A 13,940-nucleotide genomic window follows, 5' to 3' on the forward strand; every position below is an offset into this window, starting at 1 on the left:
GGACTTAGCGCAAGCCACGGCTTGCGGTAAACTGGCCCTCAATCATCTATTTGCAGGACATCTCAATGGACCAGTTTGCCCATATCAGCGCCCAGGATGCCCACCAGAAGCTGGAGGCCGGTGAGGCCCGTCTCGTGGACATTCGCGATCCCCAATCCTTCGAGACGGCCCACGCGGTCGGCGCCTTCCACCTCACCAACGGTTCCCTGGTTCGCTTCATGAACGAGGTGGACTTCGATACCCCGGTGATCGTGATGTGCTATCACGGCAACAGCAGCCAGGGCGCCGCCCAGTATCTGCTGCAACAGGGTTATGACGCCGTCTACAGCCTGGACGGCGGCTTCGAGGCCTGGCGCAGGGAGTTCCCGATCCAGGCAGGCGACGCATGACAGGGACGGGCCACTCCTCCCCGGCCGGCATGATCCAGCTGCTGGTGCTGGGGGACGCCCGCATGGCCCAGGCGCTGGTGGATTACCTCGCCACCCTCGGCATCCCGTGCGAGCTGACCCAGTCCGAGCTCGGCGTCTCCGTCTGGCTGGCGGACGAGCGGCGCCTCGCCCAGGCCCAGCAGGAGGTGAAGCGCTTCCTGGCCGAGCCCAATCACCCCCGCTACATGGAGGCCTCCTGGCAGTCCGGCCGGGCGGATGCCCGCATCGACTACAGCAAGGGGATGACGGATCCGGTCACCGACTTCCTCCATCAGGCAGGCCCCCTGACCCTGGTGGTCATCATCGCCTGCCTGGCCATCTATGCCCTCGACGCCATCGGCCTGCCCATCTTCGACGAGCTGGCGTTCCACCCGACCCTGGCCCAGTTCACCGACTGGCAGGCCTGGCGCTACGTCACCCCGGCCTTTATCCACTTCTCGGTGCTGCACCTGGTGTTCAACCTGCTGTGGTGGTGGTATCTCGGCGGCCAGATCGAGCAGCGGCTCGGCAGTGGCAAGCTGTTTATCCTGCTCATCGTTGGAGCAGCATTACCCAATATCGCCGAGTTCTTCGTGAGCGGCCCGCGCTTTGGCGGCCTCTCCGGCGTGGTCTATGCCCTGCTCGGCTACAGCTGGCTGCGTGCCAGACTGCAGCCGGCCTGCGGCCTCACCATGCCACCGGCCCTGATGGGCTTCATGCTGATCTGGCTGGTGCTCGGCTTCTTCGACATGCTCGGCACCCCCACCGCCAACATGGCCCATCTGGTCGGTCTACTGGTCGGCCTGCTGCAAGGCTGGCTGGACAGACACCACAGGCCCGCCTGAGTTGTTGTAGTCATCGAGGCGGCTGCAATCTGCTCGGCAGCCAGAGCGACCGCCAACATGGCCCATCTGGTCGGCCTGCTGGTCGGTCTGGCGCAAGGCTGGCTGGACAGACATCACAGGCCGGCGTGAGACCTGGTTGTCGGCAAGTCTTTCGACCTGCTCGGCAGCAGCCAGCCAGATGGTTGGCCCGACCCGAGTCGCAGAAACGAAAACGCCGCCCCGAGGGGCGGCGTTGTTATTGGCAGGCCTGCTTACTGCTTGAGCAGGCTGGCGTCGGTCACCTTGACCGCGGTGCCGCCGCTCGCGAAGAAGCTGCCGAACTGGGTCTGCATCTCTGTGGTGACGTCGCCGGTCGGATCGAAGTTCTCGTCCGGTGCCAGCAGCGAGCTGTGACCACCGGCCAGGAAGCGGGCCGCATGGTGGTTGGCCGCCCCGCTGGCGGTCAGCGGCTGCAGGGCCAGCACCTTGAACAGCGGCTCGGTGCCACCCAGGGGAGCGGTGGCGATGCCGTTCGGGATCACCTGATCCGACAGGCTCAGGGCGCCGTCGCCGACTATTTCAGTGGCAAACAGCGGGAAGTCTGCCGCTATGCCGCGACCCAGGTTGATCGGATCCGCCGAATCCAGCACCGACTGGGCCGCAAAGCTGTAGCTCTGCAGGGTACCGGCCGCGCTCGCCTGGGTGGCTGCGTCCAGGCTCGGCAGGAACTCGTTGACGAAGCAGGTCGGCGCCGCCGTCTTGCAGTTCGGCGCATAGGCGGTGAAGGCCGTCTTCAGGGCGGCACTGCCACCGGTCAGCACGCTCATCTGGATGGTCGGGCCGAAGGTCGGCGAGTTCAGCAGCAGCGGGGCAATGCCGCCACCCGGCATGGCCAGACCGCCGCTAGTGAACTGGAACAGGGCATCCGCCTGAGCATTGCCGATCTTCTGGTTGGCCACCGCCAGCAGGTTGGCCCCCGCGATGGCGCCCAGGGAGTGCCCCAGGAAGTGCACCTTGAGGCTGCCGGCGGTGCCGATGGCACCCTTGGCATTGGCCAGGCCGACCGCCAGACGCAGGCCCAGCAGATCCGCCACGCTCTGTTTCAGGTTATCCCGTGCCACCGTCAGGTAGCTCAGGTTCAGGTAGGGGGTCGGGTTCTTGTCCGTGGTGACAGAGTCCATGCTGCCGGTCAGGGCGAAGCCACGCTCACCGTGCAGCGGATGATCGATCACCACCAGCGCCACCTTCTTGCCTGCCTGCATGCCGGCATAGATCTGGCCCAGTGCCAGGGCGTAGGCGTTCTCCTTCACCGAGGTGACGCCGTGCTGATAGATGATCACGTCGGTGATGGTGTTGAGGGCATCTTTGGCGAAGACCCGCATCGGCACCGACTGCACCTCTTCCAGCTTGGGCAGCGGGTTGAAGCGGCCTATGTTCTGCTCGGGATCCAGCGCCTTGCCGCCGGAGGTGAGGGTCACCCCGATCAGCTTGCTCGCCTCCGCCAGCAGCTCGGCCTGACGGCTCGGATCGGCGATGAGCTCGCCCAGCAGGGCCGGATCCACACCGGCACCCACCAGACCGCCGATCACCTCGGCATCCTGTGCCTTCAGCGCATTGGCGATGGCATAGAGACTGGGGATGGCGCCATGCCAGGACTGGGTCTTGGCCTTGTCCCAGGAGCCAGCGGTGGCCGGAGAGGAGAGGAAGTAAGGCAGCTTGACGGTACCGGTATAGACCTTGGTCGCTTGAGCGATCGGGTTGAGCGGAGCACCGGGGCCAAAGGCGGCGGCGATGGCATCCTTCTGCTCCTGGGGCAGGAAGTTCTCGGCGTCCAGCTGGGTCAGGAAGGTGTTGCTGCCGGTCACGGCAAGGGTGTAGGTACCGGGCAGGCTGGTGTTGCCCAGGGCATCTTGCTTCCACAGGGCGGCAGCGTCCAGGGTCGGGCTCTTGAGCACGGAAGCGGCCGCGCCTTTCACCGCCACCAGCACGTCGGCACCGGACTGGGTACCGAACCAGTCGGAGAAGATCACGTGGTCGCTGGTGATGTTGGTGGCCGCCTTGAACAGCCCTTCCTGCAGCGCGATCAGGCCGCTGATGGCCTGCTCCTGGGCATTGCTGCCGGTGGTGCTCTTGTAGTTGCTATAGTCGCTGCCAGCCCGCAGGGGGTTGCCGCTGCTGTCTTTCAGCGAATCGGTCGCCACTATCATGTAGTAGGAAGAGGGATTGAGTGGCCTGAGCGGCACCAGATTCAGCTTGCCCGCCGACTCGGCGACCACGAAGTCCACCCCGTAGGCCAGCACCTTCTTCACGCCACTCGGGCGCAGGGCGGCGCTGTCGAATTCCAGCTCCAGCAGGTAGAGCGGGGCCACCGAGGCACTGAATTCTGCGGCGGTCGGTGCCTTGACGGTGATGCCAGAGGCAGTCACGGGCACTATCTGGATCGCCTGGGTAGTGGACCAGCCATCCAGAGTGGAGAGGGCTGAGACTGGATTGGAAAGATCGGCCGTTTCGGTCGAGAACTTCAGGGTGCCGTCACTGGCACGGGCGGCCAGGGCGCTGGGACGCACCGCATTGGTGCCGCTCAGCAGATAATCGAGATAGCTTGAGGTATCGCCTGTGTTGTCGTCACTGCCACCACAACCGCTCAGCAGCGCACTGACGACGGCCGCATAAATTAGCTTTTTTTTCATATCCTTATCTCTTTTATGTTGTTATCCATGATGAGCCTGACGGGGTAGGGTCCAAACCCGACCGAGCCATCTTAACAGCAACGCAACAATTAATAAGCCTCTGGTCGGTCATCTGATCTGATTTTTTTGTGTACAACATCAAGGAATTGGAATTGATCCCCGGCGAAAGAGGGTAACAGTCTTCCCCTTATCACCAGACCCGACCAGAGCCTGTCCGGTTCGGTGGCGCAAAAAGCCACCCCGATCTCGGCAAAGGGGGGGATTTGTCGGTAGAATGGCGCCATTGCTCAAGGAGAACCCCATGATCGACCCGAAAAAACTGGAAGAGATCGCCAAACAGATACACAACGCCCTGCCGCCCGGCATTCGCAGCATGGGTGAAGAGGTGGAGAAGAAGACCCGTCAGGTGCTGCAGGCCCAGCTGAACAAACTGGATCTGGTGAGCCGCGAAGAGTTTGACGTGCAGACCAAGGTGCTGCTGCGCACCCGGGAGAAGCTGACCGCCCTCGAAGCCAAGCTGGCCCAGCTGGAACAACAGCTCGCCGCCAAGGGCGAGTAATCCTGCTCGACGTCCCGTCGGCACATAAGACAAACCCCAGCCAGGCTGGGGTTTGTTGTTTCTGATGCCCAGGGGGGCTGATACGGGCTGGCAAACCAGGTTGCTCACCCCCTCATCCCCGCCCCTTCTCCCGCGAGGGGAGAAGGGAGCAGATAGGCGTTCCTCGGGGGGACAGGGATCAGATAAATTCGTAGGCGTCGCCGAAGATGCGCTCGGGCTCGGCACCCAGCACCTTGAACTCCTCGCGGGCGGCCCCCGCCATCTCGAAGCGACCGGCCACATAGATGTCGTAGTCATGCAGGCTGACGAAGTCATCCATGATGGCCTTGTGCACCAGGCCGGTCTTGCCGGTCCAGTCCGCTTGTGGCTCCTGCACCACGGGGATGAAGGTGAGCGGCGCATAGTCGCGCTCCCACTGCTGCATCTGCCCCTGCTCATAGAGCCAGTGCGCCTGGCGCACGCCCCAGTAGAGGAACACCGGGCGCTTGCTGCCGGTGTCGATCAGATACTCCAGGATGGCGCGAGCGTAGGAGAAGCCGGTACCGCCCGCCATCAGGATCAGGGGGCGCGGCGATTCGTCGCGCAGGAAGGCTTTGCCCGCCGCCAGCTCGATCTCGATCTCCCCCTGCTCGCGCATGCGGGCCAGCACCTGACCGGCGTAGGCGTTTTCCGGGGTGGCACCGATCTGCAGCTCCAGCACACCGGAGCGGGTCGGCGAGTTGGCGATGGAGAAGGGGCGCTTGTCCGAATCGCTCATCACCACCAGCAGATACTGGCCAGGCTTGAAGCTCACCGCTTGCTGCGGCGTCAGGGCCACGTGCCAGATGGTGTCGACATATTCGCGCAGTTCCTCTACGCGGCACTTGATACGTTGCATTCTTGTCCTTGTGAGGGGCCTGCCCGGCCCGCTTCGCTCATGGTTTCACTGTTTTCTGGTGACCAGCTCGTGGTCAAGTCAGTCGAGCATACCCAATTCGGCACGGCAATACCGCACTTTTGCGTCGGTATGGCCGCCAGCCCGGGCGGGTCGCTCAGTCGAGGATCTTCAACTCGTCCCAGATCCCGTCGATCTTCTGCTTCACCGCCTCGTCCTGGACTATGGGCTGACCCCACTCCCGGTTGCTCTCCCCCGGCCACTTGTTGGTGGCATCCAGCCCCATCTTGGAGCCGAGCCCCGAGACCGGCGAGGCGAAGTCGAGGTAGTCGATGGGGGTGTGTTCGATCAGGGTAGTGTCCCGCGCCGGGTCCATCCGGGTGGTGATGGCCCAGATCACGTCCTTCCAGTCCCGGGCGTTGATGTCGTCGTCGCAGACGATCACGAACTTGGTGTACATGAACTGGCGCAGGAAGGACCAGACCCCCAGCATCACCCGCTTGGCATGGCCGGGATAACGCTTCTTGATGGTCACCACCGCCATCCGGTAGGAGCAACCTTCCGGCGGCAGGTAGAAGTCCACGATTTCGGGGAACTGCTTCTGCAGCAGCGGCACAAACACCTCGTTGAGCGCCACCCCGAGCACAGCTGGCTCATCGGGCGGGCGGCCGGTGTAGGTGCTGTGATAGATGGCATCGCGGCGCATGGTCATGTGGGTGATGGTGAACACCGGGAACTCGTCTACCTCGTTGTAGTAGCCGGTGTGATCCCCGTAGGGACCCTCGGGTGCCATCTCCCCCGGCTCCAGATAGCCTTCCAGCACAATTTCGGCGCTGGCGGGCACCTCCAGATCGCAGCTCAGGGCCTTCACCACCTCGGTGCGGCTGCCCCGCAGCAGGCCGGCGAAGGCATACTCGGAGAGACTGTCAGGCACCGGCGTCACAGCGCCGAGTATGGTCGCAGGATCGGCGCCGAGCGCCACCGCCACCGGGAAACGCTCACCCGGGTGGGCCTCCTGCCACTCGCGAAAATCGATGGCGCCGCCGCGGTGATCCAGCCAGCGCATGATGAGCTTGTTCTTGCCGATCTTCTGCTGGCGGTAGATGCCGAGGTTCTGGCGCTTCTTGTAGGGGCCACGGGTGATGGTCAGCCCCCAGGTCACCAGGGGCGCCACATCGCCGGGCCAGCAGTGCTGGATGGGGATCTGGTCCAGATCTACCGCGTCCCCCTCCAGCACCACCTGCTGGCAGGGGGCGGAGGAGAGCCGCTTGGTCGGCATGTTGAGCACCTGCTTGAAGATGGGCAGCTTCTCCATCAGCTCCTTGAGACCACGGGGCGGCTCTGGCTCTTTCAGGTAGGAGAGCCAGACCCCAACCTGGCGCAGGGCACCGACGTTGGGCTGGCCCATGCCCATGGCGACCCGATCCGGGGTGCCGAACAGGTTGGTCAGCACCGGCATGGAATAGCCTTTGGGATTCTCGAACAGCAGGGCCGGGCCGCCCGCACGCAGGGTGCGGTCGCTGATCTCGGTCATCTCCAGATAGGGGTCTATCTCGCGGCTGATGCGCTTGAGCTGTCCGGTTTGTTCCAGCTGCGCGATGAAATCACGCAAGTCCTTGTATTTCATGCAGGTACCCTAGCGGGGTCAGGAGGTTCCGCATTATAACCCTGGCCGCGCATCCGGTGTACCCGTATCGGGCAGCATGATGGACGAGGCGTGACGCCGCTCCTGTCGGGTGAGCCTGTCCGCCAGCTGGCCCAGCAGCCTGGGCTCGTCCATCTGCAGCAAGAGACCGGCCACCAGGCCGCCATATTGGTGCTTGCCGAGCTCGGTCAGCAGGTATTGCTGGGCACCGTCCGGCAGCGGCGAGAGCCGGCTGAGCTGCTGCAGGGCGGGGATCATCAGCCGCCCGTTGCGGCTGGCGGCGATCAGCAGATCGCTCGCCTCCTGGCCGGTATGGAAGCGAGAAATGGAGTGCAGGGCAGCCAGGCTGTCGTGATCCACGGGTTGGCGCCACAACTTCAGATAGAGCGCGGTATCGCCGGTCCGCTCGATGAGGTGCAGCAGCAACTGGTTGTCAGGCAGGAAGAGGTTGAGTGAGGCGAGCCGGTCGGCCTCGCGCCGCAGCACTGAGGCGGGCTGCTCATCGAGCACGGCCAGCAGCGCCTGTTGCTGCCGGGCCAGCTCAGGGTTGCGGCTGTAGTAGAGCTGCTTGTAGTCGAAGCTGTTCTGCTCCAGCAGTTGGCGGTAGTTGTCCTGCCAGGCCAGCTGTTGCCAGTGGTTGAGCACCAGCCGGGCCTCGGCGGCAAAATCATAGGCGGGCAGCTGCACCAGGAAACCGTCCACCTCCCCCTCCACCAGCCATTGCGGTGCCTTGGCGGCCTGCTCCCGTACCCAGGCCAGCAGGGCGGGGCTGGGGGCGTCCGATGACTTGAGCCCGCTCAGCAGCTGATGCAGCAAATACTCCCGCTGCCCCACCGACAGGGTCTCCAGCAGCGAGTCCATGGCATCAAACTGGCCGAGGGCCAGCCGGCCGTTCAGATAGTCGCGGTGACCCTGCACCCCCTCGTCCGCCACCAGCGGCGCCTGCAGCTGCGGGGGGGAGTCGGCCTGCACCGGGGCGGCCAGCATCAAGCAGAACCCTATGAGAAATACCAGCTTCATGACGTCCCTGTCCTTGTGACATCCAGGCTCACATACTACTAAGCCAGCCGTGAAATAGATAAACAAAAACCGCGACCTGGGCCGCGGTTCTGTCATTCCAAGATGCAGTTATTTCTGCTGACGCTTCATGGAGTCGAAGAACTCGTCATTGGTCTTGGTGGCTGCCAGCTTGTCGATCAGGAATTCTATGCTGTCGATCTCGCCCATGGGGTGAATGATCTTGCGCAGTATCCACATCTTCTGCAGCTCGTCCGGCGCAGTCAGCAGCTCTTCCTTGCGGGTGCCGGAGCGGGTGATGTCGATGGCCGGATAGACCCGCTTCTCGGCAATCTTGCGCGAGAGGTGCAGTTCCATGTTGCCGGTACCCTTGAACTCTTCGTAGATCACCTCGTCCATCTTGGAGCCGGTGTCGACCAGCGCGGTCGCTATGATGGTCAGGCTGCCGCCTTCCTCAACATTGCGAGCGGCGCCGAAGAAGCGCTTGGGTCTGTGCAGGGCGTTGGCATCCACACCACCTGTCAGTACCTTGCCGGATGACGGGATGACGGTGTTGTAGGCGCGAGCCAGACGGGTAATGGAGTCAAGCAGTATGACCACATCCTTCTTGTGCTCGACCAGACGCTTGGCCTTCTCGATCACCATGTCGGCAACCTGAACGTGGCGCGAAGCAGGCTCGTCGAAGGTGGAGGCGATCACTTCCCCCTTCACCATGCGCTGCATCTCGGTCACTTCTTCGGGACGCTCGTCGATGAGCAGCACGATCAGTTCACAGTCCGGGTGGTTGTAGGCGATGCTCTGGGCGATGTTCTGCAGCAGCATTGTCTTACCGGCCTTGGGCGGCGCCACGATCAGGCCACGCTGGCCTTTACCTATGGGGGCAGCCAGGTCCAGTACGCGGGCTGTGATGTCTTCGGTCGAGCCGTTGCCGCGCTCCATGCGCAGACGCTCGTTGGCGTGCAGCGGGGTCAGGTTCTCGAACAGGATCTTGTTGCGGACGTTTTCCGGGCGGTCGTAGTTGACCTCGTTGACCTTGAGCAGCGCGAAATAACGTTCGCCCTCTTTCGGTGGCCGGATCTTGCCGGAAACGGTATCGCCGGTTCGCAGGTTGAAACGGCGGATCTGGCTCGGGGAGACGTAGATATCGTCCGGGCCGGCCAGATAGGAGCCATCTGCACTGCGCAGGAAGCCAAAGCCGTCGGTCAGGATTTCCAGCACACCGTCGCCAAAGATATCCTCGCCACCCTTGGCGTGCGCCTTGAGGATCGCGAAGATGATGTCTTTCTTGTGCGCCCGAGCCAGATTTTCCAACCCCATGGATTCGCCAAGCTGTACCAGCTCAGACACAGGAGTGTTCTTTAGTTCAGTCAGATTCATAGTGGTGAGAGTCTGTAAGCAAGGATTGAAATGAGGAGACAGTCTGCTGGATTGATGCTGATCGGATTTGACTTGCCAGGCTGTTGTTAAGCAAAGAGTCAGGCAAAAAGGTTAGCAAACGAACGATAAACTAGCACCAATCGGGATGAGCGTCTAGGTGATAAAACACAAGGAGCGCATTATTGCAATGCGCTCCTTCTTGATTATTACAGGTTACCGTCCAGGAACTCTTTCAGCTGAGTCTTGGACAGGGCGCCGACCTTGGTCGCTGCCACTTCGCCATTCTTGAACAGCAGCAGGGTCGGGATACCGCGAATGCCATACTTGGGCGGAGTGTCGGCGTTATGATCGATGTTCAATTTCGCCACTGTCACGCGACCGGCATATTCTTGGGCGACTTCGTTCAGGATCGGGGCAATCATCTTGCACGGACCGCACCATTCAGCCCAGAAATCGACCAGAACGGGGCTGTCGGCTTTGATTACATCGGCCTCGAAGCTGGCATCGCTCAGCTGAACAATCTTGTCACTCATCTCCAACTCCAGTCAGTAATTAAGGCTTTATTGATGGTTCAACAAAGGCAATAGTTGCCCTATTTGAAATGATCCTGTTTATTATTGCAAGCCTAACCTGATAACCTACCGCCATGAGCAAAACACATCTAACGACCGAAAAATTCGCCCAAATGGGCCTCGAACCCGAAGTTCTGGCTGGTCTGGAATCAAAGGGATTTCACTATTGTACGCCCATCCAGGCACTGTCTCTGCCCCTGCTGGTTGAAGGCCATGACCTCGCCGGTCAGGCCCAGACGGGGACCGGCAAGACCCTTGCCTTCCTGGCCGCGACCTTCAACTATTTATTGACCCATCCGCTGACCAGGCCGCGCCTCGTCAATCAGCCCCGCGCCATCATCATGGCCCCGACCCGGGAGCTGGCGGTCCAGATCTACAACGATGCAGAAGGCATGTCAGCCTCCACCGGGCTCAAGCTCGGTCTCGCCTATGGTGGCGAAGGCTATGACAAGCAGCTGGCCGTGCTGGAACAGGGCGTCGACATCCTGATCGGCACCACTGGCCGCATCATCGACTACTTCAAGTCCAACGTGATCGATCTGGGCAACATCCAGGTCGTGGTGCTGGATGAAGCGGATCGCATGTTCGATCTCGGCTTCATCAAGGACATCCGCTTCCTGTTCCGCCGCATGCCGCCCGCCACCGAGCGTCTGAGCATGCTGTTCTCCGCCACTCTCTCCCTGCGGGTGCAGGAGCTGGCCTACGAGCACATGAACCACCCGGAACACGTCCAAGTAGAGCCGGAGCAGATGACCGGCGTGCGCATCAAGGAGGAGCTGTTCTACCCCTCCAACGAAGACAAGATGCTGCTGCTGCTCTCCCTGATGGAAGAAGAGTGGCCGGAAAAAGCCATCGTCTTCGCCAACACCAAGCATGTCTGCGAAGACGTGCATGCGTGGCTGGAGAACGACGGCCACCGCGTCGGCCTGCTGACCGGTGACGTGCCGCAGAAGAAGCGGATGAAGATCCTGGAAGACTTCACCAAGGGCACGCTGGACATCCTGGTCGCCACCGACGTGGCCGCCCGTGGTCTGCACATCCCCGACGTGACCCACGTCTTCAACTACGACCTGCCCGACGACGCCGAAGACTATGTACACCGTATCGGTCGTACCGGTCGTGCCGGCAAGAGCGGTCACTCCATCAGCCTGGCCTGTGAAGACTATGCCTTCAACCTGCCGGCCATCGAGGAGTACATCCATCACCCCATCCCGGTCAGCAAGTACGATCGCGACTCCCTGCTGGATGACGTGACCCCCCCGAAACGGGTGTTCCGCAACCGTCAGCCGGTGAACCGCAACATGCGGGATCGCCAGGGTGGTGGCAACAGCAACAACCGCCGCCGTCCGCCACGCAAGAACTAAGGGACTGGCCCAGTTGCACAACTCGCCGCTCTATGCCGCCATCGACCTCGGCTCCAACAGCTTTCACATGCTGGTGGTGCGCGAGGTCGCCGGTGCCCTGCGCACCGTCACCAAGGTCAAGCGCAAGGTTCGCCTCGCCGCTGGTCTCGATCCGGAATTTCGTCTCAGCCGTGCCGCCATGGAGCGGGGCTGGGACTGCCTGCGCCTGTTCTCCGAGCAGTTGCAGGACATTCCGTCCGACAACATCCGGGTGGTGGGTACCGCCACCTTGCGCCTCGCCACCAACGTCGACGAGTTCCTGAGCGAAGCGGAACGGGTGCTCAACCACAGCATCGAGATCATCTCGGGCGAGGAAGAGGCCAAGACCATCTACGAGGGGGTCTCCTGGACCTCCGCCGGGGAAGGCAACCGCCTGGTAATCGACATAGGCGGCGCCAGCACCGAACTGGTGATCGGCGAGCACAGCGAAGCCAAGCTGCTCAACAGCCTGCATATGGGCTGCGTCACCTGGCTCAACAACCACTTCGGTGACGGCGAACTGAGCGAAGCCCGTTTCGAGCAGGCGATTGCCGCCGCCAAGGCAGTGCTGGAGAAGGTGGCGGAAGATTACCGCGCCCTCGGCTGGCGCACCTGCGTCGGCGCCTCCGGCACTGTCCAGGCGCTGCAGGAGATCATGCTGGCGCAAGGGAAGAGCGAGCGAGTCACCCTGCCCAAGCTGCAGGAGCTGATGGGTCAGGCCATCGCCTGTGGCAAGCTGGATCGGTTGCAGCTGGAGGGGCTGGCCGCCGAGCGGCTGACCGTGTTCCCCTCCGGCCTCGCCATCCTGATCGCCATCTTCGAGACCCTGAACATAGAGAGCATGACCCTCGCGGGCGGCGCCCTGCGGGAAGGCCTGATCTACGGTCTGCTGGGCAACAATCACGACTGTGATGCCCGGGACAGAACCGCCGACAGCCTGATCAGCCGCTATCAGCTAGATAAAGAGCACGCCGAGCGGGTACGCGACACCGCCGTCGACGCCTTCAACCAGTTGCAGCCGACCTGGCGTCTCTCCAAGCGTTACGGCCGCCCTATCCTGCGTTATGCGGCTCTGCTGCACGAGATCGGCCTCTGCATCGAGTACAAGAAGGCGCCACAACACGCCGCCTACATCATCGACAACATCGACATGCCGGGCTTTACCCCTGCGCAGAAGAAGCTGTTGTCAGCCCTGCTGTTCAACCAGCGGGACGAATTCAAGCTGGACACCCTGGAGAAGCAGGGCGCCGTCACCGGTCGCCAGGCGATCCGGCTGGCCCGCATCCTGCGCATCGCGCTGATCCTCTGCATGCGCCGCACCCAGGGCACAGTGCCCAGCTTCACCCTGCAGGCCGAGGAGGAGTCCCTGACCCTGACCCTGCCCAAAGGGTGGATGGACGAACACTACCTGCGCGCCAGCGAGCTGCGGCTCGAGGTGGAGCGCCAGCAGAAGATGGGCTGGCCCACCCGCGTGCAGGAAGCCTGAACCGGAAACTTGCTTGTCTGGGAGTCGATCATGCCGGATTACCAACCCATCAGCTGTGACCTCTACGACTGGCTCGAGATAGCCGCCCGCTGGCAGTTGCCGGTGACCCTTGCCAGCCGCGACGGTCGCCGGTGGGATGACAAGATCCGCACCATAGCAGCCAGCGACGGCGTCGAGTATCTGCTGCTGGAGAGCGGCGAGCGCTTCAGCCTCGCCGATCTCGCGACCCTGGATCTCGTCTGGCAGGGGGAAGCGCGGCATATCCGCTTCGCCCCCGCCCGCTGACCCCAAGGCAAAAAAGGAGGGCCAACATCATGTTGGCCCTCCTTTTTGTACCCCGCTGATCCTTAACCCGCCAGCGCCGCCATCACATAGACGTCGAAGCGGTTGCTCTTGGTCTCGATGGCCATGCTGGGTTTGTGCTCATTGAGCCAGCCCGCGTAGTCCGGGCGCTTCACCACCACCCGCTTGTCCGCCATCTTGAGCGCCGCCGGCAGCAGGGCATCGGCGTCGAGATCCGGCCCCACCAGGGACTGGAACACCCGCATCTCTTTTTTGACCAGGGCCGACTTCTGCTTGTGGGGGAACATGGGGTCCAGGTAGATGACATCGGGCCGCTCCGGCAACGCCAGCAGGTTGTCCACCGCAGGCCCCTGCAGGAGATGCATGCGTTCGCTGACCCAGGAGCCTATCTCGGGATCCTGCGCCGCCCGCGCCAACCCATCCTGCAACAGGGCCGCCACCACGGGGCTGCGCTCGATCAGGGTCACCTTGCAGCCAAGGGAAGCCAGCACGAAGGCGTCGCGCCCCAGCCCGGCGGTGGCATCCACCACTGTCGGCATGGCCCCGGATTTCAGCCCCACCGCCTTGGCGATGGACTGGCCGCGTCCGCCGCCGAACTTGCGTCTGTGTGCCACGGCCCCTTCCACGAAGTCCACATAGACGCCGCCGAGCTTGGGTTCGTCCAGCTTGCGCAGCTCCAGCCTGGTGTCAGTCAGCACCAGCGCAAAGGGGGCTGGAAACTCCACCTCGGCCAGACGCAGACGCAGGGCGTCCAGCTCGCCGTCGCGGGCGGGCACTTCACTGAAAACCTGGATATGGGGCATA

13 protein-coding genes are annotated in these 13,940 nt (G+C 62.7%); 6 read left to right on the forward strand and 7 right to left on the reverse strand.

Annotation, left to right across the window (positions count from 1 at the left end):
• Positions 1–65 precede the first annotated feature (65 nt).
• Positions 66–389 (forward strand): thiosulfate sulfurtransferase GlpE, encoded by a 324-nt coding sequence (gene glpE, locus ACB030_RS17365; protein ID WP_025328822.1) that lies wholly within the window; start codon positions 66–68, stop codon positions 387–389.
• A gap of 29 nt (positions 390–418) precedes the next feature.
• Positions 419–1,252, forward strand: a complete 834-nt coding sequence (gene glpG, locus ACB030_RS17370; RefSeq protein WP_042649290.1) for a rhomboid family intramembrane serine protease GlpG — start codon at positions 419–421, stop codon at positions 1,250–1,252.
• Between the two features lie 251 nt (positions 1,253–1,503).
• On the opposite strand, the gene ACB030_RS17375 is transcribed toward glpG, so the two are convergent.
• Positions 1,504–3,921, reverse strand: a complete 2,418-nt coding sequence (locus ACB030_RS17375; RefSeq protein ID WP_371161521.1) for a VolA/Pla-1 family phospholipase — start codon at positions 3,919–3,921, stop codon at positions 1,504–1,506.
• A gap of 301 nt (positions 3,922–4,222) precedes the next feature.
• On the opposite strand from ACB030_RS17375, the gene ACB030_RS17380 reads away from it, so the two are divergent.
• A complete protein-coding gene (locus tag ACB030_RS17380) occupies positions 4,223–4,480 on the forward strand; it encodes an accessory factor UbiK family protein (RefSeq protein WP_010672374.1) in 258 nt (85 codons plus the stop codon).
• A gap of 178 nt (positions 4,481–4,658) precedes the next feature.
• Here the strand turns inward: ACB030_RS17380 and fre are convergent, their stop codons facing one another.
• From fre to trxA, 5 genes are all read right to left on the reverse strand, one after another.
• Positions 4,659–5,357 (reverse strand): NAD(P)H-flavin reductase, encoded by a 699-nt coding sequence (fre, locus tag ACB030_RS17385; RefSeq protein WP_042648685.1) that lies wholly within the window; start codon positions 5,355–5,357, stop codon positions 4,659–4,661.
• 154 nt (positions 5,358–5,511) lie between these two features.
• Positions 5,512–6,981 (reverse strand): 4-hydroxy-3-polyprenylbenzoate decarboxylase, encoded by a 1,470-nt coding sequence (ubiD, locus tag ACB030_RS17390; protein ID WP_025328827.1) that lies wholly within the window; start codon positions 6,979–6,981, stop codon positions 5,512–5,514.
• Between the two features lie 33 nt (positions 6,982–7,014).
• On the reverse strand, positions 7,015–8,019 hold the full coding sequence (locus tag ACB030_RS17395; protein WP_371161524.1) for a hypothetical protein: 1,005 nt from the start codon (positions 8,017–8,019) through the stop codon (positions 7,015–7,017).
• 108 nt (positions 8,020–8,127) lie between these two features.
• Positions 8,128–9,393, reverse strand: a complete 1,266-nt coding sequence (gene rho, locus ACB030_RS17400; RefSeq protein ID WP_041206691.1) for a transcription termination factor Rho — start codon at positions 9,391–9,393, stop codon at positions 8,128–8,130.
• 206 nt (positions 9,394–9,599) lie between these two features.
• Positions 9,600–9,926: a thioredoxin TrxA gene (gene trxA, locus ACB030_RS17405; protein ID WP_025328829.1), complete on the reverse strand. Its 327-nt coding sequence runs from the start codon at positions 9,924–9,926 to the stop codon at positions 9,600–9,602.
• A 113-nt stretch (positions 9,927–10,039) separates the two neighbouring features.
• Between trxA and rhlB the strand changes: the two genes are divergently transcribed.
• The 3 genes from rhlB to ACB030_RS17420 are packed head-to-tail and all read left to right on the forward strand — an operon-like array spanning position 10,040 to position 13,118.
• Positions 10,040–11,329: an ATP-dependent RNA helicase RhlB gene (rhlB, locus tag ACB030_RS17410; protein WP_205642802.1), complete on the forward strand. Its 1,290-nt coding sequence runs from the start codon at positions 10,040–10,042 to the stop codon at positions 11,327–11,329.
• 13 nt (positions 11,330–11,342) lie between these two features.
• Entirely contained in the window at positions 11,343–12,833 is a 1,491-nt protein-coding gene (gppA, locus tag ACB030_RS17415) for a guanosine-5'-triphosphate,3'-diphosphate diphosphatase (protein ID WP_371161551.1), read from the forward strand.
• Between the two features lie 30 nt (positions 12,834–12,863).
• Entirely contained in the window at positions 12,864–13,118 is a 255-nt protein-coding gene (locus ACB030_RS17420; RefSeq protein WP_371161527.1) for a Rho-binding antiterminator, read from the forward strand.
• Between the two features lie 62 nt (positions 13,119–13,180).
• On the opposite strand, the gene ACB030_RS17425 is transcribed toward ACB030_RS17420, so the two are convergent.
• Positions 13,181–13,939 carry a class I SAM-dependent methyltransferase gene (locus tag ACB030_RS17425; RefSeq protein WP_371161529.1) on the reverse strand — a complete coding sequence of 253 codons (759 nt, stop codon included), beginning with the start codon at positions 13,937–13,939 and terminating at the stop codon, positions 13,181–13,183.
• Position 13,940 lies beyond the last annotated feature (1 nt).

Source organism: Aeromonas sp. S16(2024) (assembly GCF_041403065.1).
In the GTDB taxonomy this organism is placed as follows: Bacteria; Pseudomonadota; Gammaproteobacteria; order Enterobacterales; family Aeromonadaceae; genus Aeromonas.

Bases quoted from the DNA above. Each gene is read 5' to 3' on its own strand.
- glpE (WP_025328822.1), top strand. From the start codon at position 66: ATGGACCAGTTTGCCCATATCAGCGCCCAGGATGCCCACCAGAAGCTG.
- glpG (WP_042649290.1), top strand. From the start codon at position 419: ATGATCCAGCTGCTGGTGCTGGGGGACGCCCGCATGGCCCAGGCGCTG.
- ACB030_RS17375 (WP_371161521.1), bottom strand. From the start codon at position 3,921: ATGAAAAAAAAGCTAATTTATGCGGCCGTCGTCAGTGCGCTGCTGAGC.
- ACB030_RS17380 (WP_010672374.1), top strand. From the start codon at position 4,223: ATGATCGACCCGAAAAAACTGGAAGAGATCGCCAAACAGATACACAAC.
- fre (WP_042648685.1), bottom strand. From the start codon at position 5,357: ATGCAACGTATCAAGTGCCGCGTAGAGGAACTGCGCGAATATGTCGAC.
- ubiD (WP_025328827.1), bottom strand. From the start codon at position 6,981: ATGAAATACAAGGACTTGCGTGATTTCATCGCGCAGCTGGAACAAACC.
- ACB030_RS17395 (WP_371161524.1), bottom strand. From the start codon at position 8,019: ATGAAGCTGGTATTTCTCATAGGGTTCTGCTTGATGCTGGCCGCCCCG.
- rho (WP_041206691.1), bottom strand. From the start codon at position 9,393: ATGAATCTGACTGAACTAAAGAACACTCCTGTGTCTGAGCTGGTACAG.
- trxA (WP_025328829.1), bottom strand. From the start codon at position 9,926: ATGAGTGACAAGATTGTTCAGCTGAGCGATGCCAGCTTCGAGGCCGAT.
- rhlB (WP_205642802.1), top strand. From the start codon at position 10,040: ATGAGCAAAACACATCTAACGACCGAAAAATTCGCCCAAATGGGCCTC.
- ACB030_RS17420 (WP_371161527.1), top strand. From the start codon at position 12,864: ATGCCGGATTACCAACCCATCAGCTGTGACCTCTACGACTGGCTCGAG.
- ACB030_RS17425 (WP_371161529.1), bottom strand. From the start codon at position 13,939: ATGCCCCATATCCAGGTTTTCAGTGAAGTGCCCGCCCGCGACGGCGAG.